General features: G+C 67.2%; 17 protein-coding genes. 16 read left to right on the forward strand and 1 reads right to left on the reverse strand.

What is annotated here, in order from left to right; translation table 11 throughout:
- Window positions 1-308 precede the first annotated feature (308 nt).
- From AAE021_RS08055 to AAE021_RS08100, 10 genes are all read left to right on the forward strand, one after another.
- Window positions 309-599: a hypothetical protein gene (locus AAE021_RS08055; RefSeq protein ID WP_425362471.1), complete on the forward strand. Its 291-nt coding sequence runs from the start codon at window positions 309-311 to the stop codon at window positions 597-599.
- Between the two features lie 65 nt (window positions 600-664).
- The gene (locus AAE021_RS08060) at window positions 665-1,102 is read left to right on the forward strand and encodes a hypothetical protein (RefSeq protein WP_342025091.1); all 438 of its coding nucleotides are present in this window, start codon (window positions 665-667) and stop codon (window positions 1,100-1,102) included.
- A complete protein-coding gene (locus tag AAE021_RS08065) occupies window positions 1,099-2,130 on the forward strand; it encodes a hypothetical protein (RefSeq protein WP_342025092.1) in 1,032 nt (343 codons plus the stop codon). The genes AAE021_RS08060 and AAE021_RS08065 overlap by 4 nt, the downstream gene beginning before the upstream one ends.
- Window positions 2,117-3,457: a V-type ATPase 116kDa subunit family protein gene (locus AAE021_RS08070; RefSeq protein WP_342025093.1), complete on the forward strand. Its 1,341-nt coding sequence runs from the start codon at window positions 2,117-2,119 to the stop codon at window positions 3,455-3,457. The genes AAE021_RS08065 and AAE021_RS08070 overlap by 14 nt, the downstream gene beginning before the upstream one ends.
- The gene (locus AAE021_RS08075; protein ID WP_342025094.1) at window positions 3,454-3,915 is read left to right on the forward strand and encodes an ATP synthase subunit C; all 462 of its coding nucleotides are present in this window, start codon (window positions 3,454-3,456) and stop codon (window positions 3,913-3,915) included. The genes AAE021_RS08070 and AAE021_RS08075 overlap by 4 nt, the downstream gene beginning before the upstream one ends.
- Window positions 3,912-4,187 (forward strand): hypothetical protein, encoded by a 276-nt coding sequence (locus tag AAE021_RS08080; protein ID WP_342025095.1) that lies wholly within the window; start codon window positions 3,912-3,914, stop codon window positions 4,185-4,187. Before AAE021_RS08075 ends, AAE021_RS08080 begins: the two co-directional genes overlap by 4 nt.
- On the forward strand, window positions 4,187-4,714 hold the full coding sequence (locus AAE021_RS08085) for a hypothetical protein (RefSeq protein ID WP_342025096.1): 528 nt from the start codon (window positions 4,187-4,189) through the stop codon (window positions 4,712-4,714). Before AAE021_RS08080 ends, AAE021_RS08085 begins: the two co-directional genes overlap by 1 nt.
- Window positions 4,699-6,513 (forward strand): V-type ATP synthase subunit A, encoded by a 1,815-nt coding sequence (locus tag AAE021_RS08090; RefSeq protein WP_342025097.1) that lies wholly within the window; start codon window positions 4,699-4,701, stop codon window positions 6,511-6,513. The genes AAE021_RS08085 and AAE021_RS08090 overlap by 16 nt, the downstream gene beginning before the upstream one ends.
- Window positions 6,510-7,970, forward strand: coding sequence for a V-type ATP synthase subunit B (locus tag AAE021_RS08095; RefSeq protein ID WP_342025098.1), 1,461 nt, complete (start codon window positions 6,510-6,512; stop codon window positions 7,968-7,970). Before AAE021_RS08090 ends, AAE021_RS08095 begins: the two co-directional genes overlap by 4 nt.
- Window positions 7,967-8,566 carry a V-type ATP synthase subunit D gene (locus AAE021_RS08100; protein WP_342025099.1) on the forward strand — a complete coding sequence of 200 codons (600 nt, stop codon included), beginning with the start codon at window positions 7,967-7,969 and terminating at the stop codon, window positions 8,564-8,566. Before AAE021_RS08095 ends, AAE021_RS08100 begins: the two co-directional genes overlap by 4 nt.
- 12 nt (window positions 8,567-8,578) lie before the next feature.
- Here the strand turns inward: AAE021_RS08100 and AAE021_RS08105 are convergent, their stop codons facing one another.
- Window positions 8,579-9,409, reverse strand: coding sequence for an oxidoreductase (locus AAE021_RS08105; protein ID WP_342025100.1), 831 nt, complete (start codon window positions 9,407-9,409; stop codon window positions 8,579-8,581).
- Between the two features lie 183 nt (window positions 9,410-9,592).
- Between AAE021_RS08105 and AAE021_RS08110 the strand changes: the two genes are divergently transcribed.
- The 6 genes from AAE021_RS08110 (at window position 9,593) to AAE021_RS08135 (ending at window position 17,744) form a co-directional block, all read left to right on the forward strand.
- Window positions 9,593-10,000 (forward strand): DUF2809 domain-containing protein, encoded by a 408-nt coding sequence (locus AAE021_RS08110; RefSeq protein WP_342025101.1) that lies wholly within the window; start codon window positions 9,593-9,595, stop codon window positions 9,998-10,000.
- 140 nt (window positions 10,001-10,140) lie between these two features.
- Complete coding sequence (locus AAE021_RS08115; protein ID WP_342025102.1) at window positions 10,141-11,367, forward strand: ROK family transcriptional regulator; 1,227 nt, start codon at window positions 10,141-10,143, stop codon at window positions 11,365-11,367.
- Window positions 11,368-11,552: 185 nt separating this feature from the next.
- Window positions 11,553-12,881, forward strand: coding sequence for an extracellular solute-binding protein (locus tag AAE021_RS08120; protein ID WP_342025103.1), 1,329 nt, complete (start codon window positions 11,553-11,555; stop codon window positions 12,879-12,881).
- A 100-nt stretch (window positions 12,882-12,981) separates the two neighbouring features.
- Entirely contained in the window at window positions 12,982-13,845 is an 864-nt protein-coding gene (locus AAE021_RS08125) for a sugar ABC transporter permease (protein ID WP_342025347.1), read from the forward strand.
- A 3-nt stretch (window positions 13,846-13,848) separates the two neighbouring features.
- Window positions 13,849-14,700, forward strand: coding sequence for a carbohydrate ABC transporter permease (locus tag AAE021_RS08130; RefSeq protein ID WP_342025104.1), 852 nt, complete (start codon window positions 13,849-13,851; stop codon window positions 14,698-14,700).
- Between the two features lie 8 nt (window positions 14,701-14,708).
- Entirely contained in the window at window positions 14,709-17,744 is a 3,036-nt protein-coding gene (locus tag AAE021_RS08135; RefSeq protein WP_342025105.1) for an alpha-mannosidase, read from the forward strand.
- Window positions 17,745-17,819: the final 75 nt, after the last annotated feature.

Raw genomic sequence — 17,819 nt, forward strand, 5'->3', positions numbered from 1 at the left:
GCGGGGCGCGCTGCGTGTGCTGCCTTGCGTCTTGGCGGGCTGGGCGAGCCGCGACTTTAGCGCCCAGCGGCGGGGGCACCGCCCCTGCCATTGTCTCCCCGCCGGGCCAACCGTAACCTCGAATAACAGGGGACGGAACGGAAAAACTGCAGAATCCGGGCACTCTGCATTGCCCGGAGATCGTCCGCCGAAGAGCGGGCTGCACCTTGGCCCGGAATTGCTGGCCGCACCAGGAGATCATTATGGGCACAGAGCAGTATCACGAGCCGCCATCCGAACTTCCCGCAGAAACCCGAACCTTCGCCAGGATGTGCGCAAGCTTGAGCGAAGAAGCCGAAGCCATTGGCTGGTACGTGCAGCGCATCGCTGTGGAACCCGATGCGGAATCCCGCGCCATCATGCATGACTCCCTGGGCGAGGAGTTCAAGCACTTCAGCATGGAACTGGAATTCCTGCTCCGCCGGACACCCCTGTGGAGAGAGATTGCCCGCGGCATCCTCTTCACCGACGGTGACATTGTGCAGCACGGCGAAGCCTCCGAAGCCGCTGCCACCGATGACGGTACCGCAGGCAACGATTACGGAGCATCCGGGAGATAGCCGGACCAGCAGGCGTCCGCCGGATTCCAGCACCCGGCATTACTGCTTGATCAGGAGGTGCTTCGATGGCACGCAACAGTTTGCTCGACAGATTCCGGCCCGTGGGAGCCCCCGGTCCAGCCGGCCCTGCCGGTGTTCCGGCAGGCGACAGCCAGGGCCCCGAAGCCGAACTCGTTCCGGTTTTCGATTCCCTGGATCCAACCATCACCCAGGCGCAGGAACTCATCGAGGACGCAAAACTGCGGGCAGACGAGACAGTCCGGCAGGCACGCGAACGGGCGGCAGCCGAGGTTGAGCAGGCACGCCTGGACAGCGGTGCGGTTCGTGCCCGGGCGGCGGCTGAGGTATCCAGTGAGGTCGAAACCACCGACGCCCAGATGCTTCGCACCGCAGAGGATGAGGCTGCGGAGCTGAAAAGACGGGGCGAATCCCGCGTGCCGGAATTGGCAGCAGCCATCGTGGCGGATCTGGTGCAGGACCTGCTCGGAAACACGAACCCATGAGGTCGGATTGGGTAGCGGCATCGGTGCGGGCCCGTTCCATGGCCCAGCGCCGGGTTGGCGCCGGGACCTGCCGCACAATTGCTGCTGCCCCCGGACTTCCGGCGGCCACCAGCCAGCTCGCTGACACGGTGTACGGCAGGGAACTGAAATCCGCGCAGACGCTGTCCCAGACACACCGGGCAACCCGCAGAACCGTCCTATGGCAGCTGCGGGTGCTCGCCGGCTGGATTCCCGCCGGAGGAACCCGCCTCATCCGGGCCGCCGCGGCCGCCTTCGAGGCCGACAACATCCTCGCCCTGGATCTTCATCTGCGGCGGCAGGAGACCGGCGTCTCCCCCGCCTTTGACCTTGGCGGCTTGGCCACGGCCTGGCCACGCCTTTCCACGGCAGCAACTGATGAAGAGCTGCGGGCTGCACTCGCCTCGTCGCCGTGGGGCGATCCGGGACCCGAGACCGCACTCGCGGACATCCTCACGCTCGTGTGGGTACGCCGCCTTGCCGCGGAGGCCGCAGCGGTGCGTCCCTGGGCAGCAGCAGCTGCGGCACTGATTGCCGCCCGGCTGGTGCTGGTGGAGGGAACTGCGCCGGCACCGCGGCTGGTCGCTCTGCTGCGTCCCCTGCTCGGCACCGGTTGGACCGCCGCAACCGGGACCACGGAGTTGTCCAGCCCCGGATTCCCGTCCAACCCCAAATCCAACCCCGGACTCCCGTCCAACCCCAAGTCCACCTCCGGTCTCCCGTCCGGCCCCAAATCCAACCCCGAATCCCTGCGGAATGCCCTCCCTCCGGCGGCTGCACGGGCGCTGGATGGGGTGGACCGCCCCGCCGACCTGTGGCGGGCCGAAGCAGCACTGGCGGTACGCATCGAAAGCGACGGGTTCAGCCTGCTCCGGGCCGGGCTCCCCGGCCCTGACGTGGTCCTGGGTGCCATGGCGGTGCTGGCTGCCGATGCGTGGCGGGTCCGCGCCGCACTGGCGTCCGCCGCACTGTATGCCGGAACCAGCGAGGTGCTCGATGCCGTGGCGTGAAGCCCTGAGCCCGGTGCGGATGGAGCGGATTGCCCTGGTTGCACCGCTGGCCGCCCGGCACGAGATGCTCAGCGAGGTGGCACGGAGTTCCGCCGTCGAACTCGATCTGCCCTACGAGCCGGGAACCGGTCTGGAGGAAATCGACCGGGCGGCCGATGCCGCCGTCGTTCACGGTCCGGTGGCGGGCCTGGTGGGCTGGTCGCCGTCGCAGCAGCTGCCCGGCCTGCAGGCAGCGCTGGAACCGCACGGTGCCTCCGCCGTCGCTCTCCGGCGTCCGCGCGGAGTGCAGCCGCCCACGCTGCTGACCGGAGACGAACCGCGCCGGAAGCAGGTTCCGGTGCTGTCCCGGCTGCTCGTGGACACCTACACCACGGTTCCGTACGCGGATCTGGACCCCGCCCGGATTGCGGGCGTGGCGTACGTGGTGATGTTCGGCATGATGTTTGGCGACGCCGGACAGGGCGCCCTGCTGGTGATTGCCGGCCTGCTGCTGCGTTTCCTGCCGCGGCTGCAGCGGTTCCGCCGAACCTGGCTGTTCATCACCGGAGCAGGACTGGCCGCAGTGTTCTTCGGTGTTCTGTACGGAGAGTTTTTCGGTCCCACCGGAGTGCTGCCGGTGCTGTGGCTCGAACCGCTGGAGGAACCAATTCCGCTTCTGGTTGCCGCACTGGTGCTGGGCGCTGTCCTGCTGGCCGGATCCTACGTATTGGGCACCATCAACCGGGTCCGCGAGGGCGGCTGGGCATACGCCCTGTACGCCAGATCCGGACTGGCCGGGGCCCTGCTGTTCACGGCGGTCGGCCTGCTGGCCTGGGGCCTGCTGGCGGCACAGCCCGTGATTCTGGTGATTGCCGGAGTGGCAGCTCTGCTGGCGCTGGTGCTGATGTTCATCGGCCTGTTTGCCGAGTCCGGCGGCGGCGCCACGGGCGGGCTGCAGGCAAGTGTTGAGCTGGTGGACAGCGTGGTGCAGCTGGGCTCCAACCTGGTGTCCTTTACCCGGCTCGCCGCCTTCGGCCTCACCCACGCCGCGCTGATGATGGTCGTCTGGCAGGCCACCACGGCGCTGTGGGCACCGGACTGGCGGGCGGTGGCCGCCGTCGTCGTCTTCATCATCGGCAATGCGCTGACCTTTGCCCTGGAGAGCCTGGTCGCTGGAATCCAGGCTCTGCGGCTGGAGTACTACGAGCTGTTTTCCCGCGTTTTCCAAGAAGAAGGCAGAAGGTTCCGGCCCTGGAATCCTGATCCCGACACGGATCAGGACACCGCGCAGACCACCGGCGGCGCAGAACTCTCCCCCGCCGCCCCAGCTGAGAGGCACCTCCCATGAATCCCTGGCTCGCCGGCCTTCCGCTGGTCCTCCTCCTCGCCGTCCTGCTGGCACTCGGCGCCTTCATGCTGCTGCGGCGCAACCGGCGCACCGGCATCAAGGCGCTGCTGGGGCTGAACGCCGTCCTCATGGCCGGAGCGCTGGCCCTCTTCGCCGCGGCTTTGAACGCCGCACCGGCAAATGCAGGAGCGGGCGACGGCGGAGCGGCGGCCACCGCCGTTGCTGCGGCAACAGAAGGTGGTGACAGCAGCGGTGCAGCCCTGATTGGCGCCGCCATCGCCGTTGCCGGTTCCTCCATTGGCGCCGCCATTGCCGTCGCCTACACCGGATCAGCGGCACTGGCCGCGATGAGCGAACGGCCCGAGATTTTCGGCCGCGCCATGGTGGTGGTGGGGCTGGCCGAAGGCATCGCCATTTACGGGCTCATCATCTCGATCATCCTCATCGGGCAGGCATGACCAGCCCGGAGGCGGTGCCGGCCGCCACCGGCGTCCGGCGGGCGGACCTGCGTACCGGAACCATTGCCGCACTGGGCGAACCGGCCCTGCTGGCCGGCTTCCGGCTCGCCGGTGCCGTCCTGTACCCGGCCACGGGTCCGGCAGAGGTGCGGACGGCGTGGACGCAGCTGCCGGAGGCCGTAGCGGCGGTTCTTCTGACTCCCGCCGCCGCGGCCGTTCTCACAACGGAGCTGACGGACCCGGCATCACCGCTGACAGTGGTGCTGCCCTGATGACCAGGCTGCCCGCCGGATCCGATGCCGCCCTTGAATCCGTCCGCTATGCGCTGCGCCGGCAGGCCGAGTCCGAGGCAGGCCGTCTGGCTGCCGACGCCCGCCGGCAGGCTGAAGCACTGCTGTCCGCTGCCCGGAAAGAAGCCTCGGACATCCGGGCGGCGGCAGCCCGGCAGGGAGCCGAGGCGGCACGCACGGAGGCTGCCGGGCGGTCGGCGCGCGTCCGCCGGGAAGCACGGCGCACTGTGCTGGCGCAGCAGGAGACCCTGCGCTCCGAACTCTTCCGGCAGGTTCTGGATCAGGCCCGGGACCTGCGCAGCGATGCCCGCTATCCACAGATGCTGCGGCGACTCACTGAGCGCGCGGACGCCCTTCTGGGGCCGATGGCCTCGGTCACGGAAAGCTATAAGGGCGGCGTGACCGCCACTGCCGGATCCCGGCACCTGGACCTGTCCCTCCCTGCACTGGCTGAGCAGGCGCTGGAAAGCCATGCCGGGGAGGTGCACCGCTTATGGGACCCCGCGTAACCGCAGAAGGGGCAGCCGCCACAGCGGCAGGCACCATCACCCGGGTCAGTGGTCCGCTGGTTGAAATCACTGGACTGTCCGGTCTTTCCATGCTGGAAGTCGTGGCGGTGGGTCCGGACCGGATCTCGGCGCAGGCGGTGGCCGTCAACGGTGAGGATGCCACCCTGCAGGCCTACGAGTACACCGGCGGGCTGAAGGTCGGCGACGCCGTGGAACGTACCGGACACCAGCTGTCGGGGCTATTGGGGCCGGGGCTGCTGGGCACGGTGTTCGACGGACTGCTCCGTCCCCTGTCCTCCGCTCCCCTGTGGCTGGCCCAGGACCGGATGTCCTCCACCGAGGACCCGGCTGTCCTGAACACGGCCTGGGGATTCACGCCGTCGGTGTCGGTGGGCGACACGGTGCGGCCAGGCCAGGTCCTGGGCACCGTGCCGGAAGCAGGGACGGTGGAGTTCCGCGTGATGGTGCCGCCCCACGTTGCCGGCGAGGTCCAGTGGCTGGCCAACGGACCCGTGCACCCCCTGGATCCGGTGGCTCGGGTGGGCGGAGCCGACGTTCCCCTGGCCCAGCAGTGGCCCGTGCACCGGCCCCGTCCCTTCGGCGAGCGCCTGACCGACACCGTGCCGCTGAACACCGGACAACGGGTCCTGGACCTGCTCTTTCCTCTTCCCCGCGGTTCCGCAGCGGCCGTCCCGGGCGGATTCGGCACCGGCAAGACCCTCACGCTCCAGCAGATAGCCAAGTGGTCGGACGCCGACGTCATTGTCTACGTGGGCTGCGGCGAACGCGGCAACGAGATGGCCGATGTGCTGGACGGTCTCTCCGGGCTGGATGATCCCCGCACCGGCGGCAAGCTGATTGACCGGACCGTGATCATTGCCAACACCTCCAACATGCCCATGATGGCGAGGGAGGCGTCCATTGCCACTGGCGTCACCGTGGCGGAGTTCTTCCGCGACATGGGGTACGACGCCGTCGTCATCGCGGACTCGACCTCCCGGTGGGCCGAAGCCCTGCGCGAGTTCGCCAACCGCAACGGAGACCTCCCGGCTGAGGAAGGCTACCCGGCCTCCCTGGCCAGTGAACTTGCGGCCTTCTACGAGCGTGCGGCGCGCGTCCGCACCCTGGGCGGGGCGACGGCGTCGGTCACCGTCATTGGTGCGGTATCCCCTCCCGGCGGAGACATGAGCGAACCGGTAACCACTGACACCCAGCGCTTCGTGCGTTCGCTCTGGACCCTGGACCGGGATCTGGCGTACTCCCGGCATTACCCAGCGGTCAGCTGGCGGGGATCCTTCTCCCGCGACGCCGAGGCGCTGGGCCGGTGGCATTCCGCCCACGGAAATCCACTCTGGGCGCAGCGCCGGGCCTCGGCGTCCCTGCTGCTGTCCGAAGCCGACCGGCTCACCGCCCTGGCGGAGATCATCGGCACCGCCTCCCTCCCGGGGCACGAGCGGATGGTGCTCCTGGGAGGGCGCCTGGTGCGCGACGGCGTCCTGCTGCAGAACGCGCTCAGCCCCAATGACGGCTACAGCTCCGGGGAAAAGGGCTCCGCGCTGCTGCAAACGGTCCTGGACGTGGTGGATGTGTGCCAGTCACTGGTGGATCACGGGGTGCCGCCGGAGGACATTGAGCGTTTCGATTTCACCCCGGTGCTGCGGCTGCGTGAAGACACCGGCCCCACTGACGCAGCGGGCGTGCTGTCCCGAGGACACGAATTCCTGGACCGGCTGCGGCAGTTGGACGGCGGCGGAACCGGGTACGGGGCGGGCGACGCAACCGAAAGAAGGCCTGCATGAGCACTGACGAGGGCACCACCTCCGCCGCGCAGTCCACAACCGGCACTGGGTCCACAGCCGCCTCAGCGCCGCGCGTGGGATACAGCGGCGTGCGCGAATTGCGGGGTCCGCTGCTCGTCCTCGGCGACGCGGAGGGCGTGGGCTGGGACGAATTCGCCACCGTTGGCGTCGCCGGACAGCGGGACCGGCACGGTCTGGTGCTGGAGGTGGACGGGGACGAAGTCACCCTGCAGATCCTTGAAGGCACCGGAGGAATGTCGCTGGGCGGCATCGAGGTTCGATTCCAGGGCCGCCCGCTGGCAGTGCCCACCGGCCTGGGCTGGCTTGGACGGGTCTGCAACGGGCGCGGTGAACCGCTCGACGGCGGCCCTCCCGTCACAGCAGGACGCACGGCGCCGGTGGGCGGCTGGCCCTTGAACCCGGTGTACCGCGAACCGCCGCAGGATCCGGTCATTACCGGCATCTCCGCCGTCGACGCCCTGACCACTTTGGTCCGGGGACAGAAACTGCCCATCTTCTCCGTTCCCGGCCTGCCGCACCTGACCCTGGCCACGCAGATCGCTGCCCAGGCCACCACGTCCTCGGGCCGGGCATTCCGGGTGGTGTTTGCCGCCATGGGCATGACGCACGCCGACATCGCCTATATCCGGGACCGGTTGGAGGAGCGCTCCGCGGCAGGGGAACTGGTGCTGCTGCTCAACGCCGCCGATGATCCGGTGATTGAACGCATCCTGACTCCGCGGATTGCGCTCACCATCGCCGAGTCCCTGGCCTATGACGAGGGCTCCGACGTCCTGGTGGTGATGTCGGATATGACCAGCTATGCCGAGGCGGTGCGGGAAGTTTCAGCGGCCCGGCGGGAAATTCCGGCCCGGCGCGGCTACCCCGGCTATCTCTACAGTGATTTGGCCGGCCTCTATGAGCGGTGCGGACGGGTTAGGGACCGGGAGGGTTCCGTGACCATCGTTCCCGTGCTGACCATGCCGGCCGGGGACATCACCCATCCGGTTCCGGACCTCACCGGCTACATCACCGAGGGCCAGGTGGTGTTGGACCCCGACGTCGACGCGCGCGGCATCTATCCGCCCGTGGACGTGCTGGCCTCGCTGTCCCGCCTGATGCGCAGCGGCGCCGGAAAGGGGCGCACCCGGGAAGACCATCTGGATGTGGCGGCGCAGATCCTCTCGGCGATGGCGCGGGCACGCTCCGCCGCGGAACTGGCCGAACTTGTGGGAACCGCGGCACTGAGCGAAACAGACAACGCCTACATTGAATTCCGGTCCGTGGTGGAGCGAAACCTGCTGAACCAGGGCCGCGATGAGCTGCGCACCTTTGACCAGACCATGGAGATCGCCTGGCAAGCCCTGTCGCTGCTGCCGCGGCGGGAACTGACCATGCTGTCCGGCGAATTCCTGGACAGGTACCTGCCCGGCCCCCTCGGAGGGGCACGGCTGTGAGCGGATTCAGGGGCAGCGGCAGCCGCGCGGACAGGGCCGACGTGGAGCGCCGGCTGGCAACCGCCACCCGCGGAGCCGAACTGTTGGACCGTAAGCAGCGCATCCTGCAGCGCGCCATTGAAGGGCTGCAGGAGAAGGCCGACTCCACCCGGAAAGCCTGGACCGAGCAAGCCGCGGCCGCTGCACTGTGGCTGCAGCGCAGTGCCGGCTTGGACGGGGAGGACCGCATCAATGCCTCCGTCCCGGCTGACACCGCCGTCGCCGAGGTGCAGTGGGGCGGAGCAATGGGCATCTCCTACCCCGAGGGAGCACGCTGCGTGCTCCCTGCAGCTTCTCCTACCGGAGGAAGCTCCGCTCTTGCCTTCACGGCAGCCGCCCACCGGACAGCGCTCGACGCAGCCATAGCTGCGGCGAGTGCGGCACGGGCACTCTTGTTGGTGTCCGAAGAACTGGAAACCACCCGCACCCGGCAGCGGGCAGTGGAGAACCGGTGGATCCCCCTGCTGCAGGAGCAGCTGGACGAAATCAAGCGCAAAGTCGCCGAGCAGGAACTCGAGGAGAGCCTGCGCCTGCGCTGGTCCGCGGGGCTGATCTAAACCGCGGTGACGTTATCCCTCAACCGCGGTGTCCTCGCTCACGGCACGCCAGCTCTCCAACGAGGCGAGCCGGGACTGCAGGACCTCGGCATAGGTGCCGGTCGCGTCGGCACCGAGAACAAGCAGCTCCGGGATGTCGGCTGACTCCACCGCCGTGATGATGGCCGCCGCGGCTTTTGCCGGGTCTCCGGGCTGGGTGCCGTGGGTGGTGTCGTTTTCCTTGCGGCGTTTCCCTGCGGTCTCGGCGTAGTCGGGGATCGCCGTGGCGGACTGCTGCAGGGAACGCCCCGAGAAATCCGTCCTGAAACCGCCGGGCTCGACCACCATCGCTTTGATACCGAGCGGCTCCAGTTCCTTCCGCAGCGATCCGGTGAGTCCTTCGACCGCCGACTTCACCGCAGCGTAGTATCCGGAGCCGGCCGGGGTCATGGTTGCTCCGATGGAGGACAGGTTCACGATCGTGCCGGACCGGCGTGCCCTCATTTGCGGAAGGACAGCTTTGATCATGTCCACGGTGCCAAAGAAGTGGGTATCAAACAGGGCCCGGATATCTGCGTCGGGTCCTTCCTCAACAGCGGCCCGGTATCCATAGCCGGCGTTATTCACCACCACATCGATCCCGCCGAACCTTTCGGTTCCCTTGTCCACAGCGGACTGGATCTGAGCCTGATCGGTGACATCAAGGGCAAGGGCCAGTGCCGTCTCCGGGTACTGAGCAGCGATGTCGTCGACCGTGGCGGGATTCCGGGCGGTCACCACCACATTGCCGCCCTGCCGAAGGACGGCTTCAGCCATAGCGCGTCCAAGTCCTGTCGAGCATCCGGTGATGAGCCAGGTGGCCATGATGTCTGCCTTCCCGCTGCCGGTACAGGCCGGCTGCGCTGCTAGTCGTTGCTTGAATCGTCATTGCCTTCAAGGGCATTGCCGTGATGTCACTGCCCGTAAGGTCTCTGCCTTCAACGGGACACCCTACAGGTCCCGACGCGGCGGGCGCCCGCAAAGTTGCCGGTGGGATAGCCTGCGAGCATGCCGCCGTCCCAGATGTCCAAGAGCAAGCGCCGCGCAGCCCTTGCCGCCGCAGCAGCAGCCATAGTGGCTGCAGGACTGGCTTCGAGGACCGGTTTGGCGGGCATAACCGGAGACGCGGCGGGTGGAATCCTGTATGCGGCCCTGCTGTACGTGCTGCTCGCTTTCGCGCTGCCGCGGGCAGGATGTGCCGCCCTGGCCATAGCCGCCGTCGTACTCTGTGGAGGAATCGAGCTCTTTCAGCTCACCCCCTGGCCGGCGCAGTGGGCTGCGCAGTGGCCTCCGGTGCGGCTGGTCTTCGGAACAACGTTCAATCCCTGGGACTTTCCCGCCTACGCCGCAGGTGCCGCAGCGGCGGGTCTGGCAGACCGGCTGCTGCGGCATCCACAAGCGGAGGAACCCAGATGACGGCCAACCAATGCTGATCGCTCCGGAGCCCGGGGTGTGATGGGAATAGCAGCGCAATCCGCTATCTTCGATGAAGATGCGGAAAAGGATCGCTGGCTACAACGGAACTGCTGCAGATTCGCCCTAAGGGAAGCTGATACATGCGACGCGGAACCAATCTCCCGAAGATGGGAGACTTCAACCAAACAGTCATCCTGGACGCCATCCGTCGTTCTGATCGAGGCCTCAGCCGGGTTGAGCTGGTAGGCGCCGTCGGACTTGCCCCACAGACGGTCTCCAACATCGTTCGCCGCCTGCTGGACTCAGGCATGGTGACTGAGGCCGGCAAGATCAGCGGCGGAGCGGGGAAACCCAGAACCACTCTGCGGGTACACGCAGCGGGAAGCTACGCCGTCGGAGTCCAGCTGGATCCGGCCGTCACCACCTCCGTCCTGCTCGACCTCATGGGAAACGTCGTGTCCCGACGGCAGGTGGAAACTCCCCGCGGCAACGATCCCACGGAGGTCCTGACGGCCATCACAGAGCAGGTGGCATCCCTGCTCACAGGCAGCGGCGTCGATCGGGACCGGGTCACCGGCTTGGGAGTAGCCACTCCCGGCCCGATCGATGAGGCCTCCGGGACCGTACTCAACCCGCCAAACCTCCTTGGCTGGCATAAGGTTCCCCTCCGAAGCGCCCTGGCTTCATCCACCGGGCTTCCCGTTCTGATCGAAAAGGACGTCAGCGCCGCTGCGGCCGCTGAAGTCTGGGTCAGCGGCCGCCGGAGTACGCCGAGTTTCCTGTTCGTCTACATCGGGACCGGCATCGGATGCGCCGTGGCACTCGACGGCGAAGTCCTGCACGGCGTCTCTGGAAACGCAGGCGAAATCGGACATCTCATCACTGATGTCACCGGCCCGCCCTGTTCCTGCGGCCAGCGCGGGTGTGTAGCCGTAACGTGCACGCCGCGGAGCCTGGTCAGGGAAGCAGCCGGACTTGGCCTGATAGACGAGCTGCCTCCCAATGCCGCCGACTCAGAAATTACTGCATCGTTCCTGGCGGTGTGCAGGTCTGCATTGGACGGCAACGAAGCGGCGGGGCGCCTGGTCGACATGACCGCTGCCCGGACCGCACGTGCGGTGGCAGCGCTTACCGCCGTCTTCGACGTCGACCGTGTCATCTTCGGCGGCCCCTTCTGGTCCCCCTTATCGGCCCGGTACCTGGCGGCTGTCCCCGCTGCGTTGGCCGCCCGTCCCGTGCCGGGAAGGCGGCCGCCTGAAGTCAGCGCGACCACACTGGGTGAGGATGTGACGGCCGTCGGAGCAGCCTGCCTGGTCATGGACCGAAACCTGGGACCTCGCCGGGAACGGCTCCTCCTGGAGGGGTAGCCCCTGGAGGGGTTTGCCGGGCTGCGACCTCGGGGTTGCTGCCTAAGCTGTTTTGCGGCGGCTCCCGGGCTGCTGCGTGAGGGTGGACCAAAACCGTTGAATAAGTCCATTCGATGTACTAGCCTCAGGGCACCAAGAGGGCCGCTGGCGCCTGACCGGGAAAAGTCGTGGATCAAAGGAGAACCATGCGCGGCATACAGAAGACGTTGATGGCAGTGGCGGCCGTGGGCCTGGCACTCACGGGCTGCTCCGGCGGCGATTCCGGCGGGGAGGACTCCCAGACACTACGCATCGCGTACAAAAAGGCAGATCCCGTCCTGGAAGCATTGATACAGGACACCAAGGAGCAGTTCGAGGCAGCAAATGAGGGCGTCACCGTCGAGCTGAGCCCGATTGAGGGCAACGACGACGATTACGCCACCAAGCTCGCTCTCTCCCAGCGATCCCCCGACACCGCCCCGGACGTCTTCGTCGAGGATTCCTTCAAGCTGCGCGCCGACGTCGACGCCGGCTACGTCCTTGCCTTGGATGAGTACCTCACGGATTGGGATGACTGGGACACCTTCAACGAAACGGCCAAGCAGGCCGGCCTGGGCGACGACGGCAGCACCTACGCCGTCCCGCTCGAGACCGACACCCGGGTCATCTGGTACAACCAAAATGTCCTGGGCGCGGCCGGCATCGATCTGCCCTGGCAGCCCGAAACCTGGGACGACCTGCTGGAGATGGCACGCACGGTCAAAGCCTCCGACCCTGAGGTGGTTCCGTTCAGCATGTACGCCGGCACCATGCAGAGCTTCTATGAGCTGCTGTACGGCACCGAAAGCGGCGGACTGTACGACGAGGATGAACAGAAGTGGGTGACCGGTTCGGAAGGATTCGTCGATTCGCTGGCCTTCCTGAAGACCATCTATGACGAGGGCCTGGCCGTGACCCCCGCCGAAGCACTCGATCCGAACGTCTGGCAGCAGATTGTCGGCGAGATGCTTCCGCAGGACCGCATGGGCGCCACCGTCGAAGGCTCGTATGCCCCGCAGTTCTGGCAGGAGGGTGCGGACTATGAATGGCCGGAATACGGCGAAGTCATGGCCACCGCACCGTTCCCCACCCAGGACGGTCAGGAGCCCGGAGCGGTGAGCATGTCCGGCGGCTGGACCCTCGCCGTGGGTGCCGGCAGCGAAAATCCCAATCTGGCGGTGGAATTCCTCAAGACGGCCATGAACTTCGACAACTCGCTGACCTACACGGTGGGTGCCTCGAAGATCGCCGTCCGCACCGACGTGGCCGAGGCAAACGAGTATCAGGAGATGAACCCCTTCGCCTCCGAGGTGACCGAGGTTCTCGACGTGAGCAACTACCGCCCGGCCACGGCGGAATTCGCGGAAATCGACACCGCGGTGCTGACCGCCACACAGGAAGTGGTCGCTGGCGGCAAGAGCCCGGAGGAAGCCGCAGCCGCCTACGACGAGGCCCTGAAGCGGATCGTCGGCGAAGACAACGTCACCGAGAAGTAGCCCGGCAGTGTCGAATATCTCTCCTGCCCGGGCCGCCGGCACAACGGCGGCCCGGGAACCGCAGGCGCAGCCGCCCCGGAAACGGACGCCGACGACGTCGGTGCGGCGCAACGCCCGCCTGCTGCCACTGCTGCCGGCCGTGGCGCTGCTGCTGCTGTTTCTCGGCGGGCCGATCGTGTGGGCCCTCTATGGTTCCTTCACCGACGCCGGCCTCACGGGCGCCAGTGCCAAGAACCCGGAATGGATCGGGCTGGAAAACTACCGCTCCCTGTTCACGGACCCGTTGTTTCCACGCTCCCTGTGGCTGACCTTCCTGTTTGTCCTCGGATCCGCCGTGATCGGACAGAACTGCCTGGGCCTGGCGCTGGCCCTGATCATGCAGCGCGCCAACCGCGTTGTCGCCGGCATCGTCGGCAGCTGCGTGGTGGCCGCCTGGGTGCTGCCGGAGATCGTGGCGGCGTTCATCGTCTACGCCTTCTTCTTCCGGGACGGGATGCTCAACCAGCTCACCGGCCTGGCCGGGCTGCCCGCTGTGGACTGGCTCTACGAATACCCAATGGTGGCCCTGGTCCTGGCCAACATCTGGCGGGGCACCGCCTTCTCGATGATGAACTACCAGGCAGCCTTGAACGATGTCCCGCCGGAGATCACCGAATCCGCCACCATCGACGGTGCCGGCGGCATGAAGCGGCTGCGGTTCATCACACTGCCCATGATCAAGCGCAGCATCGCCACCAACCTGATGCTGATCACGCTCCTGACCCTGGGCACCTTCACGCTCATTTACGTGGTGACCCGCGGCGGACCGCTGAATGCCAGCACCACGCTGCCCATCATGGCCTACGAGCAGGCCTTCCAATACGGAGACATCGGCTACGGCACCGCCATCGCCGTCGTCATGCTGTTCATCGGAGCAGTGTTCTCCATTGCCTACATCCGCATGCTGCGGGAAAGGAAGGACTAGCCCATGGCCGTCGTCACCGCCGCCCCCGCACGGAGAGTGGACAGGTCCCGCAGCGCCCGGACCGCCAACATCGCGCTGGTGCTGCTGGCCGCCTGCTTCCTGCTGCCGCTGGCGTGGCTGCTGACCGCCTCCGTCAACGCCAATGCCTCCTATGAACTGGCGGTACCGGACACGCTCACCCTCGAGAACTTCGGCGCCATCATGACTGCCCAGCAGACCTTCATTCCACTGCTGAACAGCTTCATTCTCGCCGTGGGTTCGGCACTGGTGACCGTCACCGCCGCGGTGCTCGCCGCCTACCCGCTGTCGCGCTACCAGATGCGCTATAAGCGTCCCTTCATGTACACCATCCTTTTCGGCACCTGCCTGCCCATCACCGCGATCATGGTGCCGGTGTACAGCCTGTTCGTGCAGCTGAACCTGCTCGATTCGCTGGCGGGGACCATCTTCTTCATGGGCGCCACCTTCCTGCCGATCGCGATCTGGATGACCAAGAACTTCATGGACTCGGTGCCGGTGTCCTTGGAGGAGGCCGCCTGGATTGACGGGGCCTCCTCCATGAAGGCGCTGTTCTACGTGGTGCTGCCGCTGATGCGGCCGGGCCTGGCGGTGGTGTTTATCTTCGTGTTCCTCGAGGGCTGGGGTAACTTCTTCGTTCCGTTCATCCTCCTCTTTTCCCCGGACAACCAGCCGGCAGCTGTGAGCATTTTCCGGTTCTTCGACCAGTACGGCGGAGTGGCCTACGGGGAGCTGGCTGCGTTCTCCCTCCTGTATTCGCTGCCCGTGATTGTCCTCTACGTCATTTCCCGCGCGATGGGTGGCTCCTTCGCCCTCAGCGGGGCCATGAAAGGCTAAGGTGCCCGGTGCACGAAAACCGCGAACTTGTCGAAGCCCGCATCAGCCGGTTCCTGCGCGAGCGGCTTGAACCCGCACGGTGGCGGGACCGGCAACCGTTGGACATCACCGCGTGGACGGCACCGGGGGAACCGGTGACCTTCGACGAGGCAGCACGCCAGGAGTTCCTTCCGTTCAGCACGGGCCAGGCCTGGGGAGCACCGTGGGACACCACCTGGTTCCGCGTCAGCGGCACCGTACCGGCGGACTGGCCCGACGACGACGGCGCCCGGCCGGAGCTGGTCATCGACCTTGGTTTCAACGGAGACGGTCCCGGCTTTCAGGCCGAGGCACTGGTCTACACGGACCAGGGATCGATCGTGAAGGCGGTGGAACCGCGGAACATGCATGTTCCGCTCCCCCACGGCCCCGGCGATTCGTTCACCTATTTCGTTGAGGCCGCCTCCAATCCGGACGTGATTGCGGGTTTCACCTATGCGCCCACACCGCTGGGCGACCGGGCCACGGCGGGGGACGCGCCGCTGTACGTTTGCCGCACCGCAGACCTTGCCCTGTTGGACGTGTCTGCGTGGAACCTGGCGCGGGACTTTTGGACCCTGAACGGGCTCATGCACGAACTGCCCATGGATCTGCCCCGCCGGTACGAAATCCTGCGGGCCATGGAACGGGCGGTGAACGCCGTCGATCCCTCCGACATCGCCGGAACCGCCGGCGCCGGCCGGAACGAGCTGGCCGCGGTGCTGGCCAGCCCGGCGTATGCGAGCGCCCACCGGGTCCACGGCGTGGGGCACGCGCATATCGACAGTGCCTGGCTCTGGCCGGTGCGGGAAACCGTACGCAAGGTGGCCCGGACCTTCGCCAATGTGCTCGAGCTGATGGACCACGACCCCGACTTCGTCTTCACCGCCTCCTCCGCCCAGCAGTACGCCTGGATTAAGGACCATTACCCGGACCTGTTTGCGCGGGTCGCGGCGAAGGTACGCAGCGGACAGTTCGTTCCCACCGGCGGAATGTGGGTGGAATCGGACACCAATCTGCCCGGCGGCGAGGCGCTGGTACGCCAGTTCGTGGCCGGGAAGCGCTTCTTCCAGGAGGAGTTCAACGTCGATCCCGAGGTGGTGTGGCTGCCGGACTCGTTCGGCTACTCTGCGGCGCTGCCTCAGATCGCCCGGGCCGCCGGCGCCCGGTGGTTCCTCACGCAGAAGATTTCCTGGAATGAAACCAACACCATGCCGCACTCCACGTTCCTGTGGGAGGGCATCGACGGCAGCCGCCTGTTCACGCATTTTCCGCCCGTGGACACGTACAACTCCGAGCTCTCCGGCCAGGAACTGGCCCGCGCCCAGCGGCAATATGCCGAGAAGGGCTTCGGGAACACCTCGCTGGTTCCGTTCGGCTGGGGCGACGGCGGCGGCGGGCCAACCCGGGAAATGCTCGCCGCAGCCAGGCGCACCGCGGACCTGGAAGGGTCGCCGAAGGTGCGCCTGTCCAGCCCGGAACGCTTTTTCACCGCAGCTGAGGAGGAACTGGCCGAGCCGCCGGTCTGGTCCGGGGAGCTCTACCTGGAGTTTCACCGCGGCACCTACACCAGCCAGGCCAACACCAAGCGCGGCAACCGGCGCAGCGAGCACCTGCTGCGCGAGGCCGAACTGTGGGCGGCCACAGCGGCCGTGCGCACCGGCAGGGAGTACCCCTACGACACGCTGGAGCGCATCTGGCACACCGTCCTGCTCCAGCAGTTCCACGACATCCTCCCCGGAACCTCCATTGCCTGGGTGCATCAGGAAGCCGAGCGCAACTATGCCCGGGTGGCGGCCGAACTGGAGACATTGATCGACGACGCCGCCCGGGCGCTGCTGGGCAGCGGAGACAGCTCGACTGTGCTGAACTCCGGGCCGTATCCGCAGCAGGGTGTGGCGGGTGGCTCGGCAGCAGCTGGGCCGACCCCCCGGGACACGGGAACCGCCGGAAGCTGGGAACGGCAGGGCACCGCCTGGAAGCTGGCGGGAGACGATCTGCAGCTGACCGTGGATGAGGCCGGACTGTTTACCTCGCTGACCGCCGGGGGCCGTGAGGTGTTCCCACCCGGCCGGCCCGGGAACCACTTCCAGCTCTTCCGCGACACGCCCAACCAGTGGGATGCCTGGGACCTGGACGCGCATTACCGGTTCAGCACCGCGGACCTGATGCACCCCGACGCCATGGAGCTGGAGGCCGACGGCCGGGTGCTGCGCATCGACAGGTCTTTCGGCTCCTCCACCCTGGTCCAGCGAATTATGCTCAGCCCGGACGGCACGGCCGTGGACCTGACCGTCGACGTGGACTGGCACGAGCGGCAGAAGCTGCTCAAGCTCGCCTTTCCGTTGGATCTGCACGCTGACCGGGCGGCTTCGGAGATCCAGTTCGGGCACATCTACCGCCCCACCCACGCCAACACCTCGTGGGACGCCGCCCGCTTCGAGACCGTTGCGCACCGCTGGATCCACGTCGGTGAGCCGGGGTTCGGCGTCGCCGTGGCCAATGACCGAACGTACGGGCACGATACAATCCGGGACGAAGTGGACGGGGTGACCTGCACGACGGTCAGGCTCTCGCTGCTGCGCGCACCGCTGTTCCCGGATCCGGGCACCGACCAGGGTTCCCACCGGTTTCGGTTCTCGCTGTGTCCGGCTGCGGGGATTCCGGAGGCGGTAGCCGAGGGGTACCGGCTCAACCTGCCTCTGCGGACCGTGTCAGGGGTTCAGTCCCCCGACGCCGTCCCGTTGCTGGCCCTGGACAATCCGGCCGTGGTCCTCGAGGCGGTCAAGCTAGCCGAGGACCGCAGCGGCGACGTCGTCGTCCGGCTCTATGAGGCGTTCGGCGGGCGCGCGACGGTACAGATCACGCCGTCCTTCGGCTATTCCTCGGTGGCGGCGACGGATCTGATGGAATGCCCCGTGGACCCCGGGGCTGTCTCCGCCGCTGTGTCAGCGGACGGGAAGGGCGACGTTCGGCTCTCGTTGCGGCCCTTTGAGTTGGTCACGCTGCGGTTCCGGACCAGCTGAGCAAAGGATCAACAGCGCTGACTGACAACAGCGAACCGGCCGCCGACACGCGTGTCGGGGCCGGTTCAGTGCGCT

This window comes from Arthrobacter citreus (assembly GCF_038405225.1).
Taxonomy (GTDB): Bacteria; Actinomycetota; Actinomycetes; order Actinomycetales; family Micrococcaceae; genus Arthrobacter_B; species Arthrobacter_B citreus_A.

Excerpts from the sequence above, each read along its gene's own strand:
- AAE021_RS08060 (WP_342025091.1), top strand. The coding sequence starts at position 665 with ATGGCACGCAACAGTTTGCTCGACAGATTCCGGCCCGTGGGAGCCCCC.
- AAE021_RS08130 (WP_342025104.1), top strand. The coding sequence starts at position 13,849 with ATGGCCGTCGTCACCGCCGCCCCCGCACGGAGAGTGGACAGGTCCCGC.
- AAE021_RS08055 (WP_425362471.1), top strand. The coding sequence starts at position 309 with ATGTGCGCAAGCTTGAGCGAAGAAGCCGAAGCCATTGGCTGGTACGTG.
- AAE021_RS08065 (WP_342025092.1), top strand. The coding sequence starts at position 1,099 with ATGAGGTCGGATTGGGTAGCGGCATCGGTGCGGGCCCGTTCCATGGCC.
- AAE021_RS08080 (WP_342025095.1), top strand. The coding sequence starts at position 3,912 with ATGACCAGCCCGGAGGCGGTGCCGGCCGCCACCGGCGTCCGGCGGGCG.
- AAE021_RS08070 (WP_342025093.1), top strand. The coding sequence starts at position 2,117 with ATGCCGTGGCGTGAAGCCCTGAGCCCGGTGCGGATGGAGCGGATTGCC.
- AAE021_RS08085 (WP_342025096.1), top strand. The coding sequence starts at position 4,187 with ATGACCAGGCTGCCCGCCGGATCCGATGCCGCCCTTGAATCCGTCCGC.
- AAE021_RS08115 (WP_342025102.1), top strand. The coding sequence starts at position 10,141 with ATGCGACGCGGAACCAATCTCCCGAAGATGGGAGACTTCAACCAAACA.
- AAE021_RS08090 (WP_342025097.1), top strand. The coding sequence starts at position 4,699 with ATGGGACCCCGCGTAACCGCAGAAGGGGCAGCCGCCACAGCGGCAGGC.
- AAE021_RS08120 (WP_342025103.1), top strand. The coding sequence starts at position 11,553 with ATGCGCGGCATACAGAAGACGTTGATGGCAGTGGCGGCCGTGGGCCTG.
- AAE021_RS08075 (WP_342025094.1), top strand. The coding sequence starts at position 3,454 with ATGAATCCCTGGCTCGCCGGCCTTCCGCTGGTCCTCCTCCTCGCCGTC.
- AAE021_RS08095 (WP_342025098.1), top strand. The coding sequence starts at position 6,510 with ATGAGCACTGACGAGGGCACCACCTCCGCCGCGCAGTCCACAACCGGC.
- AAE021_RS08110 (WP_342025101.1), top strand. The coding sequence starts at position 9,593 with ATGCCGCCGTCCCAGATGTCCAAGAGCAAGCGCCGCGCAGCCCTTGCC.
- AAE021_RS08105 (WP_342025100.1), bottom strand. The coding sequence starts at position 9,409 with ATGGCCACCTGGCTCATCACCGGATGCTCGACAGGACTTGGACGCGCT.